Here is a 20880-nt window from a genome sequence, read left to right on the forward strand (position 1 = left end):
CCATACAGTTACCGTCGAGAGACGGCGCAAGCCCAAAGCAGGGCACGTGCCGCAGGTTCTGGCTTTACAAGGTCCGGTCGCGAACGCTGTGCTCGCGTTCCGCCGACGCACGTCCTTGCGTGTATCCGATGTCCGATCCCTCCACCGTTTCCGTCCCTGCCGCCATCGTCGGCGCAAGGCCCCGCACCGGCCGGACTGACCGGCGCAACGGGCCCCCGGGCCGGCGGACATTTTCTCCTTGTGTGCCTCCGGGGCAAAAACGTAACTAGCCAGTTACCTGCATGCCCTCCGTCCCACCGCCGTCCACCGTCCGCCCGGGCCTCCCCTGCCCGCCCGCGGAGATTGACGATTTTCTCAGCCAGCCCACCCCGCGCGTGCTCGAAGTCGTGGCGCGGACCCGCGGTCCCTTCCTCGTCCTCGGCGCCGGCGGCAAGATCGGTCTCCATCTCAGTGCCATGCTGCGCCTCGCGCTCGACGCGCTCGGCCGCAAGGACCGCGTGATTGCCATTTCCCGTTTCAGCACGCTGCGCGACCGCGCGGCATTCGAACAGCGCGGCGTCGAGACCCTCGCCTGCGACCTGAGCGTCGAGGCCGAGGTCAACGCGCTGCCCGATGCGCCGACGGTGTTTTTCCTCGCGGGCGTGAAGTTCGGCACCTCGACCGCGCCGGGGCTCCTCCACGCGATCAATGTCGAGATTCCGCATCGCGTGGCGGCCAAGTACGCCCGCTCGCGGATCGTGGCCTATTCCTCCGGCTGCGTGTATCCCTTCGTGACGCCGGCTTCGGGTGGCGCGCGGGAAGACACCCCGCCCGCCCCCGTCGGCGAATACGCCGCCTCGTGCGTCGCCCGCGAACAGGCGTTCACCGGCGTGGCCGCCGCGCGCGGCACGCCCGTCGCGCTGATCCGGCTGAACTACTCGATCGAATTTCGCTACGGACTCCTCGTCGACATCGCCCAGAAGGTGCTCGCCGGCCAGCCGGTCGACGTGACCACGGGCTACGTGAACGTCATCTGGCAGACCGACGCCGTCGCGCACAGCATCCAGGCGCTCGAAGTCGCGGGTGCGCCCGCGGTGCCGATCAATGTCACCGGTGCCGACACGCTCTCTGTCCGCGACGTTGCGCACCGGTTTGCGTCGGTCCTCGGCCGGACGGTGCAGATCACGGGCACGGAGGCGGAGACCGCCTGGCTCAACAATGCGGCGCATTCGCACCGGCTGTTCGGCCCGCCGCTCACCACGGTCGATCAGATGGTGCGCTGGATTTCCGAATGGTTGCGCGACGGCGGCGAAACGTGGGGCAAACCCACGGGCTTCGAGCGGCGCGACGGCCGCTTCTGATCCTCGGGGCGTTTACCGATGTCGTTTGAACTTCGTCGTCATCTGCGCGCCGGCCAGGTCATCCCGGCGCTGCCCCTTGCCCTCGATCGCACGCGCACGTGGGATGAGTCGCGCCAGCGCGCGGTGATTCGTTACTACTGCGATGCCGGCGCCGGCGGACTCGCCGTGGGCGTGCACTCGACCCAGTTCGCCATTCGCGATCCGAAGATCGGGCTGTACGAGCCGGTGTTGAAACTGGCCGCGGAAACGACCCGCACCTGGCTGGCGCCGAAGTCCCGCGACTTCGTGCTGATTGCGGGCCTCTGCGGCCGCACCGCCCAGGCCCGGCGCGAGGCGCGACTGGCAACCGGCCTCGGCTACCACGCAGGCTTGCTCAGCCTCGGCGCGTGGGCCGGCGATCCTGAGGACAAGATTCTCGCGCACTGTCGCGCCATCGCCCGCGAAATTCCTCTCATCGGCTTCTACCTGCAGAACGCCGTCGGCGGCCGCGTCTTCTCGTATCGCTTCTGGCGCTCGTTCACGGATATCCCGCAGCTGGTCGGCATCAAGATCGCCCCGTTCAATCGCTACCGCACGATCGATGTCGTGCGGGCGGTGTTGGAATCGGGACGGGACGACGTCGCGCTCTACACCGGCAACGATGACAACATCATCGGCGATCTGCTGACGCCCTTCACCTTCGGCGGCCGCACCCGGCACATCGACGGCGGCCTCCTCGGACAATGGGGCGTATGGACGGAGCGCGCGGTGACGCTGCTCGCCGACATCAAGCGTGCGCGGGCCAAGTCCTCGCTCGCCGCCGCGTGGTGGGATCGCAACGCCGCGCTGACCGACATGAACGCCGCGATTTTCGACGCCGCGCACAACTTTGCCGGCTGTCTGCCGGGTATTCACGAGGTGCTGCGCCGGCAGGGGTTGCTGCGCACGACCGCCTGTCTCAATCCGCACGAGACGCTCTCGCCCGGCCAGTCCGCGGAAATCACCCGCGTGACCCGTGCGTATCCCTGGTTGGTGGACGATGGCTTCGTGGCGGCCAACCGGTCGCGCTGGGTCGAATGATGCATGCGCGCCGGCTGCCCACCGCACCAACCCGCTGCCTCTGGCGGCGACGGACGCTCAACGAATCATTCGAACCGGCGGGCGACGCGCGCGCTCTCCCACGTCAATCTCTTTGCGCATGACTGCTCCCGTTGACGCCTCTGCTTTTCCCCCGGCCCGCTGGTTCGATTTCCAGGTGAACGGATTCGGCGGCGTGGACTTCCAGGCCCCGAGCCTCTCGCTCGCCGAGGCCGAACACGCCGTCACCGTGCTGCGCCGTCACGGCGTGGCGGGCATCCTGCTCACGTTGATCACGGATGACATCGACGCCCATTGCCGACGGCTGGAGCAGTTCGAGAAACTCCGCGCGGCCTCCCCGCGGTTCGCCCGCATGATCGCCGGCTATCACATCGAGGGACCGTGGTTGAGTCCGGAACCCGGCTACCGCGGCGCGCATCCGCCGGGCCCGATGCATGCCCCGTCGATCGCCGAGTTTGACCGGATGCAGGCCGCCGCCGCCGGTCGCATCCGCCTGATCACGCTCGCGCCGGAGTGGCCGGGCAGCCCCGAGTGCATCGCCGCAATGACCCGGGCCGGCGTGCACATCTCGCTCGGTCACACCAACGCGTCGGAAGCGCAGATCGACGACGCCATCCGCGCCGGCGCGCGATTCGTCACGCATCTCGGCAACGGCACGCCGCTCGAAATGCACCGCCACGACAACGTCGTGCAGCGTCTGCTCGCTCGCGATGAGTTGATTGCGTGCCTCATCCCCGACGGCGTGCACCTGCCTGATTTCGTGCTGAAGAATTTCTACCGCGCGAAACCCAAGGGTCGCGTGCTCTTCACGACCGACGCCATGTCGGGGGCCGGCGCCGGCCCCGGTCGTTACAAGATTGGCCGCCTCGAAATCGATGTCGGCGCCGATGGCATTGCGCGCAATCCCGGCGGCAAGGGCTTCGCCGGCAGCACGCTGACGCCCGACGACGGCGTGCGACGTTGCGCCGCTGCTCTGGGAATTTCTCCGGCGGAATCCGCCGAACTTTGGTCGACAGCCGCTGCGTCGGCCTTTGGAATCACGCTCTCCCCCGCCACATGACCGCCTCCCCCTCGCGCTATTTCACCTCCGGCCGCCTCGGTGTCGAAGTCCACGCCGATCGTCCGGCCCTCGGCCTCGCGGCCGCCCAGGCTGCCGCAGCTTATCTCCACGACGTGATCGCTTCGCGCGGCCAGGCGCGGGTGATCTTCGCCTGTGCGCCGTCGCAGAACGAGTTTCTCGCCTCGCTGCTGGCTGTATCCAAAACGGGCCACATGGCGGTGGACTGGAGCCAGGTCACGGCGTTTCACATGGACGACTACGTGGGGCTGACGGGCCAGCATCCGCAGAGTTTCCGTCACTACCTGCAGACGCATTTCCTGTCGCACGTGAAGATCGGGCGTTTTCATCCCGTGCCCGCTGAGGAGCCCGATTCGGCCGCGGTGTGCGCACGCTATACCGCGCTGCTCAGCGAAAAACCGATCGACCTGATTTGCCTCGGCATCGGCGAGAACGGCCACATTGCGTTCAACGATCCGCCCGTGGCCGATTTCGAGGATCCGCAGTTGATCAAGGTGGTGGAACTCGATGACGCGTGCCGCCACCAGCAGGTCAACGACGGCTGCTTCCCGACCTTTGCCGACGTGCCGCGCCACGCGTTCACGCTCACGGTGTCGATCTTCCGCCGGGCGCGGCGGCTGAGCATTCATGTGCCGGGACCGCGCAAGGCCGATGCGGTGAAGGCCACGCTCGAAGGCCCCGTTTCCACCGCCTGCCCGGCCTCGATTCTCCGGCTTCATCCCGAAGCCACGCTCTATATCGATCGCGCCGCCGCCGGCCGTCTCACCGGCTGATCGCGTTTGCCCGCAACTTTCCGCACCGACTTCGTCTCACTTCAGTTCCCCCTCATGAAACTTCGCCACGCTTCACTCCTCGCCCTCGCTGCCATGGCCCTCATCTCCGCCCGCGCCGCCGACCTGCGCCTCGGCATGATTGGAATGGATACGTCCCACGTCGTCGCCTACCTCAACAGCCTCAACGATCCCGCCAGCAAGGACTACGTCCCCGGTGGCAAGATCGTCGCCGGCTTCAAGGGCGGCAGCATGGACGTCGAGTCCAGCCGCACCCGGGTCGACGGCTTTGTGAAGACCGCCCAGGAAAAATTCGGCGTGAAGATGTACGACACGATCGAGGAGCTGGCGAAGAACGTCGACGCGATCCTCATCCTGAGCGTCGACGGCCGCCCGCACCTCGATCAATTCCGCCGGACGCTGGCGTCCAAGAAACCCGTCTTCATCGACAAGCCGCTCGCGGGCTCGCTGAAGGACGCACTCGAGATCCAGCGGCTCTCGCGCGAGTCGAAGGTCCCGGTGTTCAGCTCGTCGTCGTTGCGCTACGCACCCGACTCTCCGGTCAAGCAGCTCGACAAGGTCGGCGACGTCGCCTCCGCCTTTTCGTTCGGTCCCGCCGAGCTCGAGCCGCACCACCCCGACATGTTCTGGTACGGCATCCATGCCACCGAAGCGCTCTACACCGTGATGGGCGCCGGCTGCGAACAGGTCGTGCGCACGCACACGAAAAACACCGATGTCATCACCGGCGTCTGGTCCGGCGGCCGCGTCGGCACGATGCAGGGCAATCGCAACGGCAAGGCCGGCTACGGCGTGACCGTCATCGGATCGAAAGGCGTGGCCAAGGGCGGCGAGAAACACAGCTACAAGCCGCTCGTCGAGGAATACATGAAGTTCTTCCAGACCGGGATCGCGCCGGTGCCGCTGGAAACCACGATTGAGATCCTCGCATTCATGGAAGCCGCCGACGAAAGCAAGCGCCGCGGCGGTGCGCCGGTGAAGATCGCCGACGTGATGAAGAAAGCGGGCGCGAAGTAAGCGCCCTTTCCGTCGGTGGCGGTCGGGCCACGGGGCCCGACCTGCTCCAATCAATCCGGGCCGGAGGCCCGCGCTACCGTTCATTTCGATACTCTTTTCAATCCCGACTCATGACCTTCCCGCAATCGTTCACGTTCATCGCCGATGAAGTTTCCCAGGATCTCGCCGTGCTCCGCGCCTTCGTGCGCGAGTTCAAGCTGCCGGGCATCGAACTGCGCAGCTTCGCCGGTCGCGCCTTCAAGGATCTGACGCGCGAGGACGTCGCCGCGATTGCCGGCGCCGCCAAGGAGGAAGGCTGGAAGATCTTCGGCTGCTCCACGCCGGTCTTCAAATGCGGCATCGACGACGCGGCGGCGATTGAGCAGCACCGCGACATTTTCAAGCGCAGCCTCGAGGTCGCGCGCGCGCTGAACTGCGACCTGCTGCGGATCTTCACGTTTCTGCGCCAGCCCGATCCGCTCGAGCCCAAGCGCCTCGCCCGGATCCAGGAACACCTCATGGGCCTCGTCGACCTCGCGAAGGGCTCCGGTGTCCGCATCGGCATCGAGAACGAACACTCCTGCTTCACCGGCACGGTCGAGGAAATGCAGGCTGTGCTCAAAGGCCTGCCGGCGGCGACTGTCGGCGCCATCTGGGATCCGTGCAATGTCCTGTATGTGCCCGGCGTGCCCGCGCCGGTGCCGGACAACGTCACGCAGCTCGCGCCGCGGCTCTTCCACCTGCACGTGAAGGACTCGGTCCGCCGCCCGCCCGCGAAGCCCGGCGGCCTGATCGCCGTCGGCACGCCGGTCGGCGTAGGCGACGTCGACTGGCGCGGCCACTTCCTCGCCCTCAAGGCGGCCGGTTACCGCGGCATGCTCTCGCTGGAAACGCACTGGCGCCTCGAGAAAATCGACGACGCCCTGCTGCATCTGCCGGCCGGATACGGGTTCTCCCACGGCGGCGACGTCGCGAGCCGCACCTGCCTGCACAACATCCGCGCGATCGTCGAGACGCTGTAACGCCCGCGCGGGCGTTGCATTCAGACCGCCGCTTCCGTCGGCAGCACGCTGACGGGAGCCGAGGGATTCGTGATGCCCTGAAACACCAGGCTCAGCACTTGGTTGAGCCCCCGCTCCTTGACCTTGGCGTTGCCCAAATCGAGCTCGAGACTCTGCGACAGCGAGAACTGGTTCGAGTGATAGATGAAGCACAGCCCGATGAAATGGATCATGAGGTGCGTCACATCGAGGTCGGCGCGGAACTCGCCCGTCGCCACGCCATCCTGCACGATCGCCCGGAAGCGTTCGAGAAACGGATTCTTCGTCAGCAGGTGATTCTCCTTCGTCAGGTGCCGGCCCTTCTCGAGATTCTCCCATTGGAGCAGCCGCGTGAACTCCGGTTCGACGTCGAGAAACTCAAAGTAGCTTTCGAGCAGGCGGGATAACTTCTCCCGCGGACTGCGACCACGCTCGACGGCGTGAAACTCGATCTCCTCGATCCGCTTGTAAACTTCAGACAACGCGGCTTCGAACAACGCGTCCTTGCTGCCAAAATAGTGGTACACCATCCGCTTGTTCACCCGCGCCTGTCCGACAATCTGATCGACCGACACGGCGTGAAAGCCGTGCTTGGCGAACAGGCGGATGGCGGCCTGGAGAATGCGACGACGCGTACGATCGGGATTGCGGGGAACCGGCTGGCGGGGAGGCATGGAGTTTGCCGGACAGTGGCACATCGCTCCGGCGCTAGGAAGCGCAAAAGCCCGCCGCCGGTTACTTAGTCAGTTACTTAGCCGGTTACTTCCGCGGTTACTTCGCGACGACCTGCCCGGCCGAGAGGAAGCGAAGAAACGCATCGGTGCCGTCGGTCAGATCCTGCGTCCCGATATATTCGTCCTTGGTATGCGCCTGCGCGATGTCGCCCGGGCCGAACGCCACGGCCGGAATTCCGCCCTGCCCCGCAAAGATGTTCGCATCGCAGAACCAGCGCGCCACCGCCCAGCCGCTTCCCGCCGCGCGCAGGCGTTTCGCCCACGGATCGGTGCGGGGCGTCACAAACGCCGGGCCTTCGCGATGAATCGAAAGCCGCGCGCGCGGCGCCAACCGAGTCAGCGTGGCACGCAGCAACGCCAGGATGTCGGCCGCGGGAAATCCCGGGTGCAATCGGATATCGAGCCCAACGCGGCAGCGGGCGGGCACGAGATTCAACTCACCGCCGCCCTCGACCACGCCGAGATTCAGACTACAGCCCCCAAGCACCGGATCCCGGCGCGCCGCGAGCGCGGGGGCAATCTCGTCCCGCAACGCCGTGATCAACGGCAGCGCGCGAAAGACCGCGTTGTCGCCACGTTCCGGTGTCGCGCCGTGCGCGGCCTTGCCCGGCACCTCGATCCACACGCGCAGAATTCCTTTCGCGGCGTGCACCACGCGCAGCGCGGTCGGCTCGAGCGCGATGGCGAAGTCCGCACGAAAACCGCTGGCGACCAGCGCGGCGGCCCCGAGGCTGCCCTGCTCCTCGCCCGCGGTCGCGGCCACAATCCAGCGCACGTCGTTGCGGCGCGACGCAGGCGTGCGCGTCCACTTCGCGATCGCCGCGAGCAAGGCCGCGGTCGGCCCCTTGGTGTCGCACGCACCGCGACCGTACAACCGGCCGGCCCGCGCGGTGAGTGCGAACGGCGGCACCACCATCCCGCCCACGCCCACGGTATCGAGATGCGGCGCAAACACGACCGTCGCCCGCGCCGGTCGTGCCGGTTCGAATACGCCCAGCACCGTCGGTCGCCCAGGCGCCAGGAGCTGTTGCGACACTTCGGCGCCGAGACTGCGCAGATGCTCGGCCATCCAGCCGGCCATCGCCTCCTCGCCGCGGACCGTGCCGGCGGAGTCGGCTTCAGGATGTACGCTGGGGATTGAAACCATTTCGCGCAGCAGAGCGCGCGCATCGACGGGAGAGATTGCCATGGGAAATGGCTTCGCTTGCGCTAGGCCGCGGCGATGCTCGCAACCGCGCGGTTGCGGTCGCAATCGCAATATCCAAAACCTCCCGTCCTTTCCTCATGCCCTCCACACTTCGCATTCTCGTCGTCGGCTGCGGCCACATGGGCACCTCGCACGCCCGCGCCTATCACGCCATGTCGGCCGATTTTGAAATCGTCGGCCTCGTCGCCCGCAATCCGGCGTCCCGCCAGAAACTCAACGCCGAGTTCGGCGGACGCTATGCCGAGTTCGCCGATTATGCCGACGCTCTCGCCCGCACGAAGCCCGATGCCGTTTGCATCAGCACGTATCCCGACACGCACGCGGCCTACGCGACCGCCGCGCTCGAGGCCGGCGCCCACGTGTTTCTCGAAAAGCCCGTCGCCGACAACATCGCCGACTGCGAACGCGTCGTCGCCACCGCGCGCAAGCACGGCCGCAAGCTGGTCGTCGGCTACATCCTGCACGTGCATCCGTCGTGGAAGAAGTTCACCGAGCTCGCGCAAACCCTCGGCAAGCCGCTCGTGATGCGGATGAATCTGAACCAGCAGAGCTCGGGCGCGAACTGGGCGACCCACAAGAATCTGCTCCGCTCCACCTCGCCGATCGTCGACTGCGGTGTGCACTACGTGGATGTGATGTGCCGCATGACCGGTGCCCGCCCGGTGAGCGTCAACGGCATCGGCGCCCGGCTCAGCGACGAAATCGCGCCGAACCAAATCAATTACGGTCATCTCCAGGTGACGTTTTCCGACGGCTCGGTCGGCTGGTACGAGGCCGGCTGGGGTCCGATGATGAGCGAGACGGCGTTCTTCGTGAAGGACGTGATCGGGCCGAAGGGCTGCGTCAGTATCGTGGCGAAGACTGCCGCAAGTGCCGGCAACTCCGCCGACGTCGATTCCCACTCCAAGACCGAGTCGCTCCGGCTCCACCACGCAACCGTCGGCGCCGACGGCAAGTTCTCCCGGCCCGACGAGATCATCGACGTCACCGACGAGCCGAATCACGACGAACTCTGTCGTCGCGAGCAGGACGTGTTTCTCGACGCCATCCGCCACGACCGCGATCTCACCGCCCACTGGGACAGCGCGATCGACAGCCTGCGCATCGTGCTCGCCGCCGACCAGTCGTTCCGCGAGGGCCGCACAATCAAGCTCTGAACTGAACGGGGCAGTTGAACGTTGAAGGTTGAACGCTCCACACCGCAGAGGAATCGCGGCGCACCGCTTTCAACTTTCAACGTTCAACTTCCAACTTCGAGCTACTTCACCGGCACGGCGATCATGTCCACCATCGCCGCCCGCTTCGGATAGCCGAGCCCGGTCATGTTCAACGCCGAAGCTGCAGGCGGGCGCGCGGGATCGTAGTACACGCCGCGAACGTCCCCGAGCAGGGAGCGGGCAGTCGGATCCGCGAGGTAGTAGGTCGCCTTCGCCATATTCCGATAACTGCTCCCCGCTTCGAAGAGGACCGAGCCGAGACGTTCGAAGATCACCTTCATTTGCGTGCGCGGGTCGTTCGCATCACCGCCATCAATTGCGCCGATGAAGATCAGCGGCGTGCCGGGCGCGACGTGCGCCACATTGCAGTACCGTGGCGACTTCGTGAGCCAGGGCAGCCACGAAAACGTCACGGGTTCCTCGGGACGCGACGGTAGCGCACGCGCCGATACCACGATCTCGATCTCCGCGTAGAGGTCGCTCACCCACTCCATGATCACCGATGGCGGCACCGGCCCGCCGTCAAAACTCGCCGCGATTTCCCGCTGGGCCGTCGCGTGATCGCCGAAGGGTTGGATGAAGGATTTCACCTGCACGATGTCGGACTTCTTCAATCCCAGGTGCGCCACCGAACGATGCAGGCCGGCCATCGTCAGTTTTACCGCCGACGCCAGATCGGTCCCGCGCTCGGCCTGACCCGAGATGAAAATCTTGCCGCCGGCGGGCAGCGTTGCTCCCGCGCCTGTGACGATTTCAACGCTCGCAGCCGGGCGTGAGCTTTGCGCCACCGCTTCGAACGCCACCCGGGTGCCCGCGACGGCCAGCGGCGTCCGCACGAAGGAAAACGCCACCGGAACCGCGGCGAACTGTTGCGCAATCAGCGCTTCAATCGGAGCCACGGCGGCATCGTCCGGTGCGTACGCGTTCAACCGCACCAAGCGCGCGGGATCGCCGCCCGCCGCGACCACGGCCGCCTTGGTCGCCGCCAGCGCGGACGCGGCGTGCGCGTGCACATCGCCCGCGAGGGTTGAGGGGAAAACCTGGCCGGTGAACACGAGCGCGCCATCCGGCACGCGGACCGAGGCGGCGACACCAGCCGCGGCTGGCCGGGCGATACGTTGCACGACCGGAGCCGATCCCGGACCCTTCGTGGCGGTGGCGGCGGTGGAAACCGAGGACATGAGGAGAACGAGCAGCGCGGAGGCGAGAGCGAGGCGTTTCATGGGACGAAGACAGGGACGCAGCTGGCACCTAACACGGCAAGTCAGCGTCGCGTTGACTCATAAAAAACGCGGACCACGGTGCGTCCAAGCCCGTGACCCGCGTTAGAGTGCATGACCGGAGAGCGACCATGAACCATGTCTGAGAGCGCGGTTAGGGAACCGCGTGATTACGTCGAGGACGGCCGGCGTTAGAAGCGTGCGCGCACGCCCGCGGTGAAGCCCACGCCCTGGTTGGTCTTGAAGAACTTCAGGCCATTCAACGTGACGTTCGTGCGCGGCGGCTCGTCGGTCAGATTGTTGATGTCGAGGAACACATCGTAGCTCCGATTGATCGAATACTGCAGCTTCACGTCGAGCATCAGCCGCTCTTCGAAGTAGATGTCCACGACGTTGGTGCTGGTGTACTTCTGGTCGGTCCAGTTCGCGAGCAAGCGCACATCGAAGCCGCGGAAGCGGTAGTTGATGCCGGCGTTGCCGCTGCGGGGAGCAAGGTTCGCGAGCTTCGTCGTGGTGGTGAGTCCGCCGAACGTACCCTCGGCCTGAAGATACGTGAAGTTGGCGAAGGCGCCCAATCCCTTGAACGCACCCGGCAGGAAGCTGAATTGCTGTTGGTAACTCAGCTCAATGCCGCGCACGCGGGCACTGCCAACATTCCGCGTCGTCGTGAGTGAATAGCCGGCGTAGGTGCCGCTGCCGTCGATTCCCTCGGGACCGACCGCCGTGGTGATGCTGCGCGAATAGTCGGCGATTTCCTTGAGAAACACCCCCACGCTGATCAGTCCGACCGGTTCGAAATATTTCTCCGCACTGACCTCAAAGTTATCGGTGTTGTACGGTTTCAAGTCCGGGTTGCCGATCGAGATGGTGTTGTTCTCCGAATTTTCCGTCACCGTCGGGATCAAACTCGCGATGGGCGGGCGGGAAATAGCACGGTTGTAGCTGGCACGAACGAGGACTGATCCACCCGGCTCGTAGACGAAGTGCAGTCCCGGGAACACGTCGCGATAGTTGCCCGTGGCCGTCTGCCGCCGCACGAAGGAGCGCTGCGCCCGGCCGATGTTCGCGGCGACCACGGTGGGATCCGTGCTGGTGCCACCGACACTGTTGCCGCCCCACGAGGCGGTGGCGTTGCGCACCCAAGCCGTGCCTTCAGTATCCGTTTCTTCGACCCGGACGCCGCCGAGCACCCGCAGCTGCCCCAGCTTGATGGAGCCCTGGATGTATGCCGCGGTGATGGTTTCCCTGAACTTCGCCCGACTCGCGTTGGACGTGACATAACTGTTGTAGGCATCCGCCGCCGTCTGCTTCCAGTACGCCGCGGGCGTGCCTTCGGGATTGGTCATGAACGGAAACGGACCGTACCGGCCGTCCCCCTGGCGATAGCGGAGATCCGCGTACGGCGTCATGGCATCGTCGGCCGAGTTGGCCACTCCATCCGCGCCGAACCAGGTCTTCGCACTGAAATCAGTGAAGGGATTGCGCGTGTCGTCGGCCCACTTCACTCCGGTCTTGATCTTGACTGGCACCGTCGCGTCAAAGGTCTTCGTCAGATCGGCCCGCGCTCCGTAGAGATCGTTGCCAGACTTGTAGGACTGCTTCTGCGAGGTGCTCATCAGGTAACTCGCCGGATCAAAAATCGACGGGCCCGCGGTCTGACGGAAAATCGGGTACCAGGGATCCTGGCCGCGACGATCGATCTCGAAGCCGATTCCACCCGGCGTGCGCGCCTGCGCGCGAATCCAGCCGGGATACGAGATGTCTGCGTGGGAATAGTTTCCCCGGACACTGAGGAGCGCCGACCGGTTGAACAGTTTGAACTCCGTGCCACCGGTCAGCGCGTAACTCCGCGCGTTCTTGGTGAATGCCGGCGTTGATTCCGAGATGCCGATCGAGGCGGCGTGCGGCAGCAGGATCGAGTGCTCGTAGGTGCTGTCCGGCGTGAAGTTGGCCGCGGTGGCGGCGGGATTGCCGAACGCCGGGCGGTAATAGATCTGGTACTGATCGTTCGTGTTGAACGTGAGCTTCGCGAACACGAACGCGTCCGGGCTCAGCTTGTAGTCGACGCTCAGCCCCGCGTTGCGCGCCGTGGCCTTATAGCCGAAATCGCCCGTGCCGAAAATACGCGTGAGCGGATTCGTCGAACCCGGGTTCAGGTACGCCTGACTCAGCGCGGTGTAGAGCACGCCCGCGGGCCCGATTTCATCCTGCGTCGTGTACGACGTGCGATGGTTGAAGTTGAAGGCCACGCCGAGATTCCGCCGTCCGCCAAACGCATTGAACACGTCGGAATACGAGAGATTGAACAGGTCGAGGTTGTCCGCCTTGTCCTTGAACGGACCTTCATCGAAACCGCGTTTCCGCCAGAGCACGCCACCCGTCACGGTGATGCGACGGCCCGGAAGGTCGAAGGCCCGGCGCGAGACAAGATTCACGAACCCGGCGACGGCGTTGGCATCCTGATCGGGCTGCGGAGCCTTGATCAACTCCACCGACTCGAGATTGCCGGTGCCGAGCTGCTCGATCTGGTAGTCGCGACTCGCCGACGTGCCGGTCGACGTGGCGACGCGATCGCCGTCCACCATGAGGGACGAAAAACCTGCGCCCATGCCGCGGACATAGAGCGTGCGCACTTCGCTGCCGACGATGTCCGTGGAAATGCCGGGCAGCCGCTGAATCAGTTCACCGGGGTTGGCGGCCGGATTGCCGAAGGTGTCGGTCGCGACCACCCATTTCGGATTGTCGGAAAGGCGCTGCGCCTGAATCGCGAGCGCGTTGCCTTCGCGCACGCCGGAGACCGAGAACTTTTCCATCTTGTACACGGCGGAACTCAGCTGGACGTCCCGCACTACGGACTGGCCGGCGCCGACCGTGACGGTGACGCTCGCCGGATCCAGGCCGGAGAAACTCACCAGCAGGGTGTGCGCGCCTTCCGGCAGCGTGAGGTTGAACGTGCCGCCGCGCTCGGCGATGGCAGTCGCTCCCACCCCGGCGACCATGATGCGCGCCCCCGGCAGCAGATCGCCGGTGGCTTGGTTGGAAATCGTGCCCGTCACCGTCCCGGTGCGCGGTGTCTGGGCCAACGCAGCGCCGGCGACAAGCAGCGCGAGGGAACCAAGGAGGCAACGGACGACGCGATGCCAGGCGGCACGGCTGACGGAACGTGAAGGCAACGAATTCATGAGCGGTGGTGTTTCGGTGGTGGGACGCGCAAGCCCGCCGGGGTCCGGGCGGGGCGGCCGGCGCGCCAACCCGCGAGGGCTGCCGCGCACGACCACACTCGTAACTGATAGGTTACTTTAGCGCGGAGTTGGCAAGAACAATTCGAGGCGGGCGGGCGCTCCGATGGCGGCGGCGGGTTTTTCACTTGCGCCGTCCGGTAACCCGGCGGTTACTCGGCCACCGTGAGCAAGACCCGTTCCACCGTGCCCGCTCGTCCCGTTTTCGCCGGCGTGCTTTCGCCGTTTCTCCCCGCCGTTTTCATCGGCTGCATCGCCCTCGCCCTGCAGCTTGCCGCCGGCTCCGCGCTCGCCGCGGACTCCGCCTCGTGGCGCGCCGGCACCGGCCGCGCCAGCATCACGCCGCCCGCCGGCCTGTGGATGACGGGCTACGCCGTGCGGGATCGGCCCGCCGACGGCACGGCGCAGGAACTCTGGGTCAAGGCGCTGGCCGTCTCCGATCCGGCGGGCAACCGCGGCGTCATTCTCACGCTCGATCTCTGTGACGTCACCCGCGAGGTGTCCGATCGCGTGGCCGCGAGCCTGATGACGCGTTTCGCGATTCCACGCAGCGCGATCATCACCAACGTCTCCCACACGCACTGCGCCCCGTGGATGGAGGGCGGCATCGCCGGCCTGCGAATTTTTCCGCCCGAGGGCGTGGCGAAGGCCGTGGAATTTCGGCACCAGCTGGAAACGAAGATGGTGCAGGCCGCGGCCGACGCCTTCGAGTCCCTGGCACCGGCCACGATCAGCTGGGGCGAGGACGCCGCCACCTTCGGCTTCAACCGCCGCGAGAATCCGGAAGCGCAGGCTCCGGCCCTGCGCGCCGCGGGCAAGCTGAAGGGGCCGTTTGATCCGCGCGTCCCGGTGCTCGCGGTCCACGGTCCCGACGGCGCGTTGCGCGGACTCCTCGTTTCGTACGCCTGCCACAACACCACGCTCTCACTGTATCAGTGGCACGGAGACTACGCCGGCTGCGCGCAGGCCGAGCTGGAAAAACGCCATCCGGGCGCGACCGTGCTCTTCGCCATCGGGTGCGGCGCCGACATCAATCCCGCGCCCCGCCGGGAGATCGCCCATGCTGAGCAGCACGGCCGCGATCTGGCCGACGCCACCGACCGCGCGCTGCGCGGCACCATGAAGAAGGTCGACGGCGGCTTCGCCTCCGCCTTCGAGGATCTCACCCTCACCTTCGCCCGCATACCGACCGCCGCGCAGTTGCGCGAAGCGATGGAAAAGAACCAGCCGAACAAGGAAATGCACCAAGCGTGGTCAGCGGCAATCACCCGGCAGCTGAAGGAAAAGGGCGACGCGATCCGTTTCTATCAGTATCCGATTCAGGCTTGGCGCCTCGGGAATCTCTCCTGGGTCGCGCTCGGCGGCGAAGTCGTGATCGACTACGCGCTGCGGCTCGGTCGCGAAATGCCGGGCCCGCTCTGGGTGTTCGGCTACTCCACCGACGTCATGGCCTACATCCCCAGCGAACGCGTCCTGAAGGAAGGCCGTTACGAAGGCGAGACCTCGATGATTCCCCACGGCCGTCCCGGTCCATGGACGCCTGGCCTGGAGGACAAGATCGTCGGCAAAACCGTGGAACTCGTCGCGCGCACCAAGCAGGCCGCGGCGCGTTAATCATTCAGATCTGTGGGCGGGGTGCCCTCACCCTGCTCGTTCAGCAGCGCAGCCGTCCCGTCTGCTTCTATCCGATGCCGGCCGAAGGCCGGCGCTCCAGGGTTAAGCGGGCGCCGAAGAATGCGCTACGTCGTGTAGGCCTTCGCGACCTTGCGAATCGCAGCGGCGCTCTCGCGGATCAAAGCCTCGTCCATCGCCTCGTGCAGCGGCATTTGGATTCCCGTGCTGAGAATCGCCTCGGCCTCGGGGCATTTTACCTTGGTGTAATCCATCGCGGTGAGACCCAGCTCCTTGATCGGCCACCGGCCGGCAAAGAACGAGTGCTGCTGGAAATACGGCAGCTTGTACACCGGCACGGGAATATAGCCCGCATTGCACGACACGCCCTCGGCGCGCAGGGCTTCGACGAACTCCGCCCGATTGCACTTCAGCCGATCCAGCTTCAATCGGAAGTAGAAGAACCAGAACGTTGCGCGATCCGCCGCGGCGATGCGCGGCGGCAGCACCGCCGGCAGATTACCGATGCCTTCAATCAGCAGCCGACCCAGCGCGGCCCGCTTCGACGCAATGCCCTCGAGGCGCTGCAGCTGCACCGCGGCAAACGCGGCCTGCAGTTCGCTCATGCGGTAGTTGGTCGCGAGCACGCCGGTCTTGTCCCACGCGTTGCCGGGCGCCATGCGGTCGTTGCCCTTGTCGGAAAACTTCAGCAACGCCGGCCCGATCCGCTTGTCACTCGAGGCCACCACGCCGCCATCGCCGGCGCAAATGTGCTTCGAATCCATCAGTGAGTAACACGCCACATGCCCAAACGATCCCACCGGTTTGCCGCGGACCTGCGCGCCCCACGCCTGGGCGCAGTCCTCGATTAGCACCAGGTTATGCTTCTGCGCGATCGCCTGCAGCGCGGACATGTCGCACGGCGCGCCGGTCAGGTGCACCGCGATGATCGCCTTGGTGCGCAGCGTGATGCTGCGCTCGACCGACGCCGGATCCAGATTGTACGTCGATGCACCCAGGTCGGCGAACACCGGCACGCCCTGCTGAAAGAGAATCCCCGTCACGGTGCCGATATCCGTGATCGGCGTGGTGATCACCTCGTCGCCCGGCCCGATGCCGGCCGCCGCAATCGCGATGTGCAGCGCCGCCGTGCCGGAGGAACACGTGACCACGTGCTCGCTCGGACAATACTGCTTGAAGCGCTCGATGAAGAGTCCGGTCTGCTGGTTCGGTTTGCCGCCAGCCCAGTAGAACAACGATGCCTGATCCACGGCGCTGCCGAGCTGCTGCTTCTCGCGGTCGTCCCACCGCACCCGCCGGCCAGGCTTGGCCTTGACGGCCTTCGCGCCCCCGGCCTTCGCCAGCTTGTCGGGATCAGCGGCCGTTTCCGCCGCCGCGCCGCCGGCAGGCAGCTGCGTCGCGAGCAACGCGACCGAGTTGGCTTGGATGAACTTCCGGCGCGTGAAGGGAGATGACATGGCGGGCGTGGGATGACGGACGTGTGGGCGACCGGCCAACCGCGGCGAGCATCCGCCGCGCCTCCGATCCTGTGTTAACCAGATGGTTACTTAGTCCCGGGCGACAGTCGCGCAAGGAGAATTCGCGCCGGCTTCGCCACTCGACGAAACAAAGCTCTGTAGGGGCGCACCCGAGGAGCGCCCCTACCCCTGCGATCAAGCCCCTTCGCGCCGGCGCGCTCATGCTGGCAGCCCGGCTGCACCAACGGGATCGATCTGCCGCAGCCGCTTCGCCTCGAGGGCACGATAGCAGTCCGGCAAATCAAAGCTGCGCAACACGTCCGGCACGAGCGCCGCGAGCGGCCAGTTGTAGTCCGCCGTCGTCGCTACCTCGGCATAACTGGTGAGCGCCTGCTTCAGCGTCACCTGTTTCACCGCGGGATGCAGCACGGCGGCGAACGTCGCCGGAAGCGCGCCCCAGCCCCGGGCGACCACGTGGACGTCGTCGTGGCCCTGATCGCGCAGCCAGTCGATGACGCGCAGCACGTCGAAGGTGCGCTGGCCTGCCACGGGATAATCGAACATCAGGCCGCAGGCGGCGTGGAAATAGTTTCCACCATAGTTCGTCGCGAAACCGCGCGTGGACACCAGTGGCTGGGTCTCGCCCACTCCCCGCACGTCACACGCAAAGATCGCGGCCGACGGCTCCGCGGCGATCACGTCCTTGATCATCGGCTCGGTGCGCAACTCGCCGTCGGCCGAACCATGCGCCACGTACAGCACGGCGCGCTTTTCGCCGCGCGGCGGCCGTGAGGTCAGCGGCGCGTCATTGAGCCGGTAGACGATCGCGTGCACCTCGGGTTCGGTTTCCACGGCATAGGTCGCGGCATAACGCTTAGGATACGCGCGGCCCGTCAGGGGACGCAGTATCCGGTAATCGGGCACGCCCGTGCGCGCCGGCAGCTTGAGCGTCGTCGTCAGCGCGCGCTGCAACGCCTCCCCACCAGGCGTCCCGCGCGCAGCCTGTTTCTTCGCCACCTCATCGCGCAGGATCGTGAACGCCGTGGTCACCGCGGCCTCGCCGACCTGGCCTTTCGCGGTGCACAGCAGGGCGTCGCCCTTCTCGAGCGTGAGTGCGGGCTCCTTCGGTCCGGCGACGATGCCGGTCTGGCCGTTGAACCAGCCGTACATCGCCTCGCGGTTCGCCTGCGAGTAGCCGTGGTAATCCGGTCCGACGAAGTGCCGCACCTTGTCCTCGGCCCCCAGGAGGCGGTAGATCGCGCGCACGCGGCCAAACGCTTCCTCGAGCCCGCGCGCGTCAAAGAAGTCCTTCTCCTGGCCCATCAGGATGACGGGCTTCGGCGCCATCGCCACGATGAAGTCCGCGTGGTCGAGTCCCATGGCGAGCACGCGCGGCGGGCATTGTTCGAAGTCCGCAATCTCCTCGTTCTCGATGTTGCGCCGCCACGTGGTCACGAAACAGCTGGGCGCCGCCATCGTGAACCGCGGCTCGAGCGCGCATAGCCAGGTCGCCTGCGTGCCGCCACCGGAATTGCCCGTGAGTCCGATGTGCTTCGGATCCACCTCGGGTCGCGTGAGCAGATAGTCGAGCGCGCGGATGGCGTCCCACGCGAACCAGGATCCGATGAACTCGCCCGAGAGCGTCATGCGATTGCCCTCGTAGTTGTGCTCGTTCGTCCCCACCCCATGCCGCGCCTTCAGCGCCGCATCGACGTGCTGCAGCCGCTCGCCCTGCCCCATCGGATCGAAGATCAGCACGACGTAACCCTGGCGCGCGAGGCCCTGCGCGAACGACTGGTACGCGTCCGCCGCCTTGCCGTTGTCCGAGTGGCCGCAAGTGCCGATGACGCCCGGCATCGGCCGGTTGCGGCCCGTCGGCACATAGAGATTGGCCGTCACCGGAAATCCAGGACGACTCTCGAAGATCACGTTTTCGATCTTGTAGCCGTCGCGATCCAGCACGCGCGTGACGCGCGCATTCAACGGCGTCCTGGCCGGGAACGGACCGAAACACTGCTGGATCTTCGTGCGCACGTCGCGCACGTAGGCTTCGGCGGCGGCCTTCGTGCGCAGGGCCGCGCGGCGCATCTCACCCGCGCGCTCCTCAGCGCGAACGCGACGCACGTAATATTCCTGAACCGTGCGGGGGAAACGCTGCAGCGGCACCAGATCGGTCGTGGGCGCCGCCGTCGCCGCCTTCTTCTTTGGCTCCGCCGCGATCAGGCCAGCGCCGCCGAGCGGCAGGGCGGACAATCCCACCAAACCCAATCCTCCCCGCTGGAGCAGGGTGCGGCGGCTGAGCAGATGATCGGGGGCTGGATCGGGGTTCTTTTTCATGGAGGTTTTCGGGGTGACTGAGGGAGCGTGCGCGGCGGCGCGCGCTGCTAGTTCGACTTCGTGCCCGGTCCGGCCGCGCTTTGCAACTGGCGCGCGAGTTCCGCCTTCAAGCGCGTGAGTTCGGCGGCAGCTCCGGCCGACGCGATCAGATTCCTCATCTCATACGGATCACGGTTCAGATCGTAGAGTTCGTCCGAGTCCGGCAGGTCGACATAGTGAATGTACTTCCACGCCTCGGTGCGCACGGCCTGGTAACCCATCTTGCGCGTGCGGGGAAACACGTTCTCGGAAAAATGCTCGACGAAAATCGCCTCGCGCAGCGCCGGCCCGTTCTGCGCGAACAGCGGGACGAGCGACTTGCCCTGCATCACCGCGGGAATCGGCGCTCCGGCCACCTCGAGCAGCGTCGGCGCAAAATCGAGCGTCAGCGCCATCTGGTTGCGCCGCGTCCCGGCCTTGATCAACGGCGGATAGCGCACGAACAGCGGGATGCGTATGCCTTCCTCGTAGGCCAGCCGGCGCTCGATGCTCAGGCCGTGCTCGCCGTAGAAATAGCCGTGATCGCTGGTGAACACGATCAGCGTGCGGTCCAACTGTCCCGTGGCCTCGAGCGCCTGCAGCAACTTCCCCGTGCTCTCGTCCACCGCCGCGAGCATGCGCAGACGATTCAAAATCACCTCGTCGCTCGATCCCGTCTTCGGACCGAGCGGCTCCAATCCGGGAATTTCGCGCAGCAACGCGGGCTTGCCAGTGGGAGCCGACAACGCATTCGGCCGTCGCGGCACTTTCGCGCCCGCATACAGCGTCTTGTGGCGATCCGCGGGAATGAAATTCGACAGGGTCGGATCGGAGAGTGAACCGTCGGCGCGCTGCACCGACTCCGGGTGCACGGCCTTGTGGGCGAAATAAAGCAGGAACGGTTTCTCGTGTTTCGCCTTGAGAAACTCGAGCGCCTGATCGCCCAGCACGTCGGTCACATAGCCTTTCGTGTTCACCGCCTTGCCGTTCACGTTGAGCTCGGGATCGAAGCTGGATCCCTGCCCCTTCAGGCAGACCCAGTGGTCAAAGCCCGGCCGCCGCGAGTCGTCGTTGCCCATGTGCCACTTCCCCACGAACGCGGTCTCGTAGCCGGCGCGCTGCAGGCCCTGGGGAAAAGTCGCGAGCCGGTGGCTGGCCGCGCTGCGATCGGTGTTGTCGACGATCCCGTGCGCGCGCGTTTGCACGCCGGTGAGAATATTGGCCCGACTGGGCGAACAGATCACCGTCGTCGCAAAGACGTTTCGAAACAGCGCGCCCTCCTTCGCGATTCGATCGATGTGCGGCGTCTTCACGAAGGGATGCCCCGTGACGCCCAGATCATCCCAGCGCACATCGTCCACGAGGATGAAAACGATGTTGGGCTGCAGGTTCGCGGACGCGGCCTGCAGTGGCGCGAGCGCAACTGCGCCGGCTAAGCACGCGAGAGCAAGGCCGAGGATCGCACGCGTCCCGGGAAAGATGAGTCGAAGGTGCATA

The 20880-nt window shown here is 66.1% G+C and carries 15 protein-coding genes; 8 read left to right on the plus strand and 7 right to left on the minus strand.

Going from position 1 to position 20880, the window contains the following annotated elements; translation table 11 throughout:
- The first annotated feature begins 281 nt into the window (after window positions 1-281).
- From ACLJEU_RS14025 to ACLJEU_RS14050, 6 genes are all read left to right on the plus strand, one after another.
- Window positions 282-1340, plus strand: coding sequence for an NAD-dependent epimerase/dehydratase family protein (locus ACLJEU_RS14025; RefSeq protein ID WP_414661825.1), 1059 nt, complete (start codon window positions 282-284; stop codon window positions 1338-1340).
- 18 nt (window positions 1341-1358) lie between these two features.
- Window positions 1359-2399 carry a dihydrodipicolinate synthase family protein gene (locus ACLJEU_RS14030; protein ID WP_414661824.1) on the plus strand — a complete coding sequence of 347 codons (1041 nt, stop codon included), beginning with the start codon at window positions 1359-1361 and terminating at the stop codon, window positions 2397-2399.
- 118 nt (window positions 2400-2517) lie between these two features.
- Window positions 2518-3477 (plus strand): N-acetylglucosamine-6-phosphate deacetylase, encoded by a 960-nt coding sequence (locus ACLJEU_RS14035; RefSeq protein ID WP_414661823.1) that lies wholly within the window; start codon window positions 2518-2520, stop codon window positions 3475-3477.
- On the plus strand, window positions 3474-4268 hold the full coding sequence (locus ACLJEU_RS14040; RefSeq protein ID WP_414661822.1) for a glucosamine-6-phosphate deaminase: 795 nt from the start codon (window positions 3474-3476) through the stop codon (window positions 4266-4268). Before ACLJEU_RS14035 ends, ACLJEU_RS14040 begins: the two co-directional genes overlap by 4 nt.
- A gap of 54 nt (window positions 4269-4322) precedes the next feature.
- Entirely contained in the window at window positions 4323-5303 is a 981-nt protein-coding gene (locus ACLJEU_RS14045) for a Gfo/Idh/MocA family protein (RefSeq protein WP_414661821.1), read from the plus strand.
- Window positions 5304-5413: 110 nt separating this feature from the next.
- Entirely contained in the window at window positions 5414-6304 is an 891-nt protein-coding gene (locus tag ACLJEU_RS14050) for a sugar phosphate isomerase/epimerase family protein (protein ID WP_414661820.1), read from the plus strand.
- Between the two features lie 20 nt (window positions 6305-6324).
- Here the strand turns inward: ACLJEU_RS14050 and ACLJEU_RS14055 are convergent, their stop codons facing one another.
- Both ACLJEU_RS14055 and ACLJEU_RS14060 read right to left on the minus strand, forming a co-directional pair.
- Window positions 6325-6996 (minus strand): TetR/AcrR family transcriptional regulator, encoded by a 672-nt coding sequence (locus tag ACLJEU_RS14055; RefSeq protein WP_414661819.1) that lies wholly within the window; start codon window positions 6994-6996, stop codon window positions 6325-6327.
- A 97-nt stretch (window positions 6997-7093) separates the two neighbouring features.
- Complete coding sequence (locus tag ACLJEU_RS14060) at window positions 7094-8245, minus strand: M20 family metallopeptidase (protein WP_414661818.1); 1152 nt, start codon at window positions 8243-8245, stop codon at window positions 7094-7096.
- 95 nt (window positions 8246-8340) lie between these two features.
- On the opposite strand from ACLJEU_RS14060, the gene ACLJEU_RS14065 reads away from it, so the two are divergent.
- Window positions 8341-9420: a Gfo/Idh/MocA family protein gene (locus ACLJEU_RS14065; protein WP_414661817.1), complete on the plus strand. Its 1080-nt coding sequence runs from the start codon at window positions 8341-8343 to the stop codon at window positions 9418-9420.
- 101 nt (window positions 9421-9521) lie between these two features.
- Here the strand turns inward: ACLJEU_RS14065 and ACLJEU_RS14070 are convergent, their stop codons facing one another.
- Window positions 9522-10703 (minus strand): hypothetical protein, encoded by a 1182-nt coding sequence (locus ACLJEU_RS14070; protein WP_414661816.1) that lies wholly within the window; start codon window positions 10701-10703, stop codon window positions 9522-9524.
- Window positions 10704-10891: 188 nt separating this feature from the next.
- On the minus strand, window positions 10892-13882 hold the full coding sequence (locus tag ACLJEU_RS14075) for a TonB-dependent receptor (protein WP_414661815.1): 2991 nt from the start codon (window positions 13880-13882) through the stop codon (window positions 10892-10894).
- Between the two features lie 222 nt (window positions 13883-14104).
- Here ACLJEU_RS14075 and ACLJEU_RS14080 point away from each other — a divergent pair, with 222 nt between their 5' ends.
- Window positions 14105-15553, plus strand: a complete 1449-nt coding sequence (locus ACLJEU_RS14080; RefSeq protein ID WP_414661814.1) for a neutral/alkaline non-lysosomal ceramidase N-terminal domain-containing protein — start codon at window positions 14105-14107, stop codon at window positions 15551-15553.
- 125 nt (window positions 15554-15678) lie between these two features.
- Here the strand turns inward: ACLJEU_RS14080 and ACLJEU_RS14085 are convergent, their stop codons facing one another.
- From ACLJEU_RS14085 to ACLJEU_RS14095, 3 genes are all read right to left on the minus strand, one after another.
- A complete protein-coding gene (locus ACLJEU_RS14085; RefSeq protein WP_414661813.1) occupies window positions 15679-17028 on the minus strand; it encodes a DegT/DnrJ/EryC1/StrS family aminotransferase in 1350 nt (449 codons plus the stop codon).
- Between the two features lie 219 nt (window positions 17029-17247).
- Window positions 17248-19365, minus strand: coding sequence for an alpha/beta hydrolase (locus ACLJEU_RS14090; protein WP_414661812.1), 2118 nt, complete (start codon window positions 19363-19365; stop codon window positions 17248-17250).
- 47 nt (window positions 19366-19412) lie between these two features.
- Complete coding sequence (locus tag ACLJEU_RS14095; RefSeq protein WP_414661811.1) at window positions 19413-20879, minus strand: sulfatase family protein; 1467 nt, start codon at window positions 20877-20879, stop codon at window positions 19413-19415.
- Between the last annotated feature and the right edge of the window lies 1 nt (window position 20880).

Source organism: Terrisphaera buseokensis (assembly GCF_047521145.2).
Taxonomy (GTDB): domain Bacteria; phylum Verrucomicrobiota; class Verrucomicrobiia; order Opitutales; family Opitutaceae; genus ER46.

Bases quoted from the DNA above. Each gene is read 5' to 3' on its own strand.
- ACLJEU_RS14025 (WP_414661825.1), top strand. From the start codon at position 282: ATGCCCTCCGTCCCACCGCCGTCCACCGTCCGCCCGGGCCTCCCCTGC.
- ACLJEU_RS14030 (WP_414661824.1), top strand. From the start codon at position 1,359: ATGTCGTTTGAACTTCGTCGTCATCTGCGCGCCGGCCAGGTCATCCCG.
- ACLJEU_RS14035 (WP_414661823.1), top strand. From the start codon at position 2,518: ATGACTGCTCCCGTTGACGCCTCTGCTTTTCCCCCGGCCCGCTGGTTC.
- ACLJEU_RS14040 (WP_414661822.1), top strand. From the start codon at position 3,474: ATGACCGCCTCCCCCTCGCGCTATTTCACCTCCGGCCGCCTCGGTGTC.
- ACLJEU_RS14045 (WP_414661821.1), top strand. From the start codon at position 4,323: ATGAAACTTCGCCACGCTTCACTCCTCGCCCTCGCTGCCATGGCCCTC.
- ACLJEU_RS14050 (WP_414661820.1), top strand. From the start codon at position 5,414: ATGACCTTCCCGCAATCGTTCACGTTCATCGCCGATGAAGTTTCCCAG.
- ACLJEU_RS14055 (WP_414661819.1), bottom strand. From the start codon at position 6,996: ATGCCTCCCCGCCAGCCGGTTCCCCGCAATCCCGATCGTACGCGTCGT.
- ACLJEU_RS14060 (WP_414661818.1), bottom strand. From the start codon at position 8,245: ATGGCAATCTCTCCCGTCGATGCGCGCGCTCTGCTGCGCGAAATGGTT.
- ACLJEU_RS14065 (WP_414661817.1), top strand. From the start codon at position 8,341: ATGCCCTCCACACTTCGCATTCTCGTCGTCGGCTGCGGCCACATGGGC.
- ACLJEU_RS14070 (WP_414661816.1), bottom strand. From the start codon at position 10,703: ATGAAACGCCTCGCTCTCGCCTCCGCGCTGCTCGTTCTCCTCATGTCC.
- ACLJEU_RS14075 (WP_414661815.1), bottom strand. From the start codon at position 13,882: ATGAATTCGTTGCCTTCACGTTCCGTCAGCCGTGCCGCCTGGCATCGC.
- ACLJEU_RS14085 (WP_414661813.1), bottom strand. From the start codon at position 17,028: ATGTCATCTCCCTTCACGCGCCGGAAGTTCATCCAAGCCAACTCGGTC.
- ACLJEU_RS14090 (WP_414661812.1), bottom strand. From the start codon at position 19,365: ATGAAAAAGAACCCCGATCCAGCCCCCGATCATCTGCTCAGCCGCCGC.
- ACLJEU_RS14095 (WP_414661811.1), bottom strand. From the start codon at position 20,879: ATGCACCTTCGACTCATCTTTCCCGGGACGCGTGCGATCCTCGGCCTT.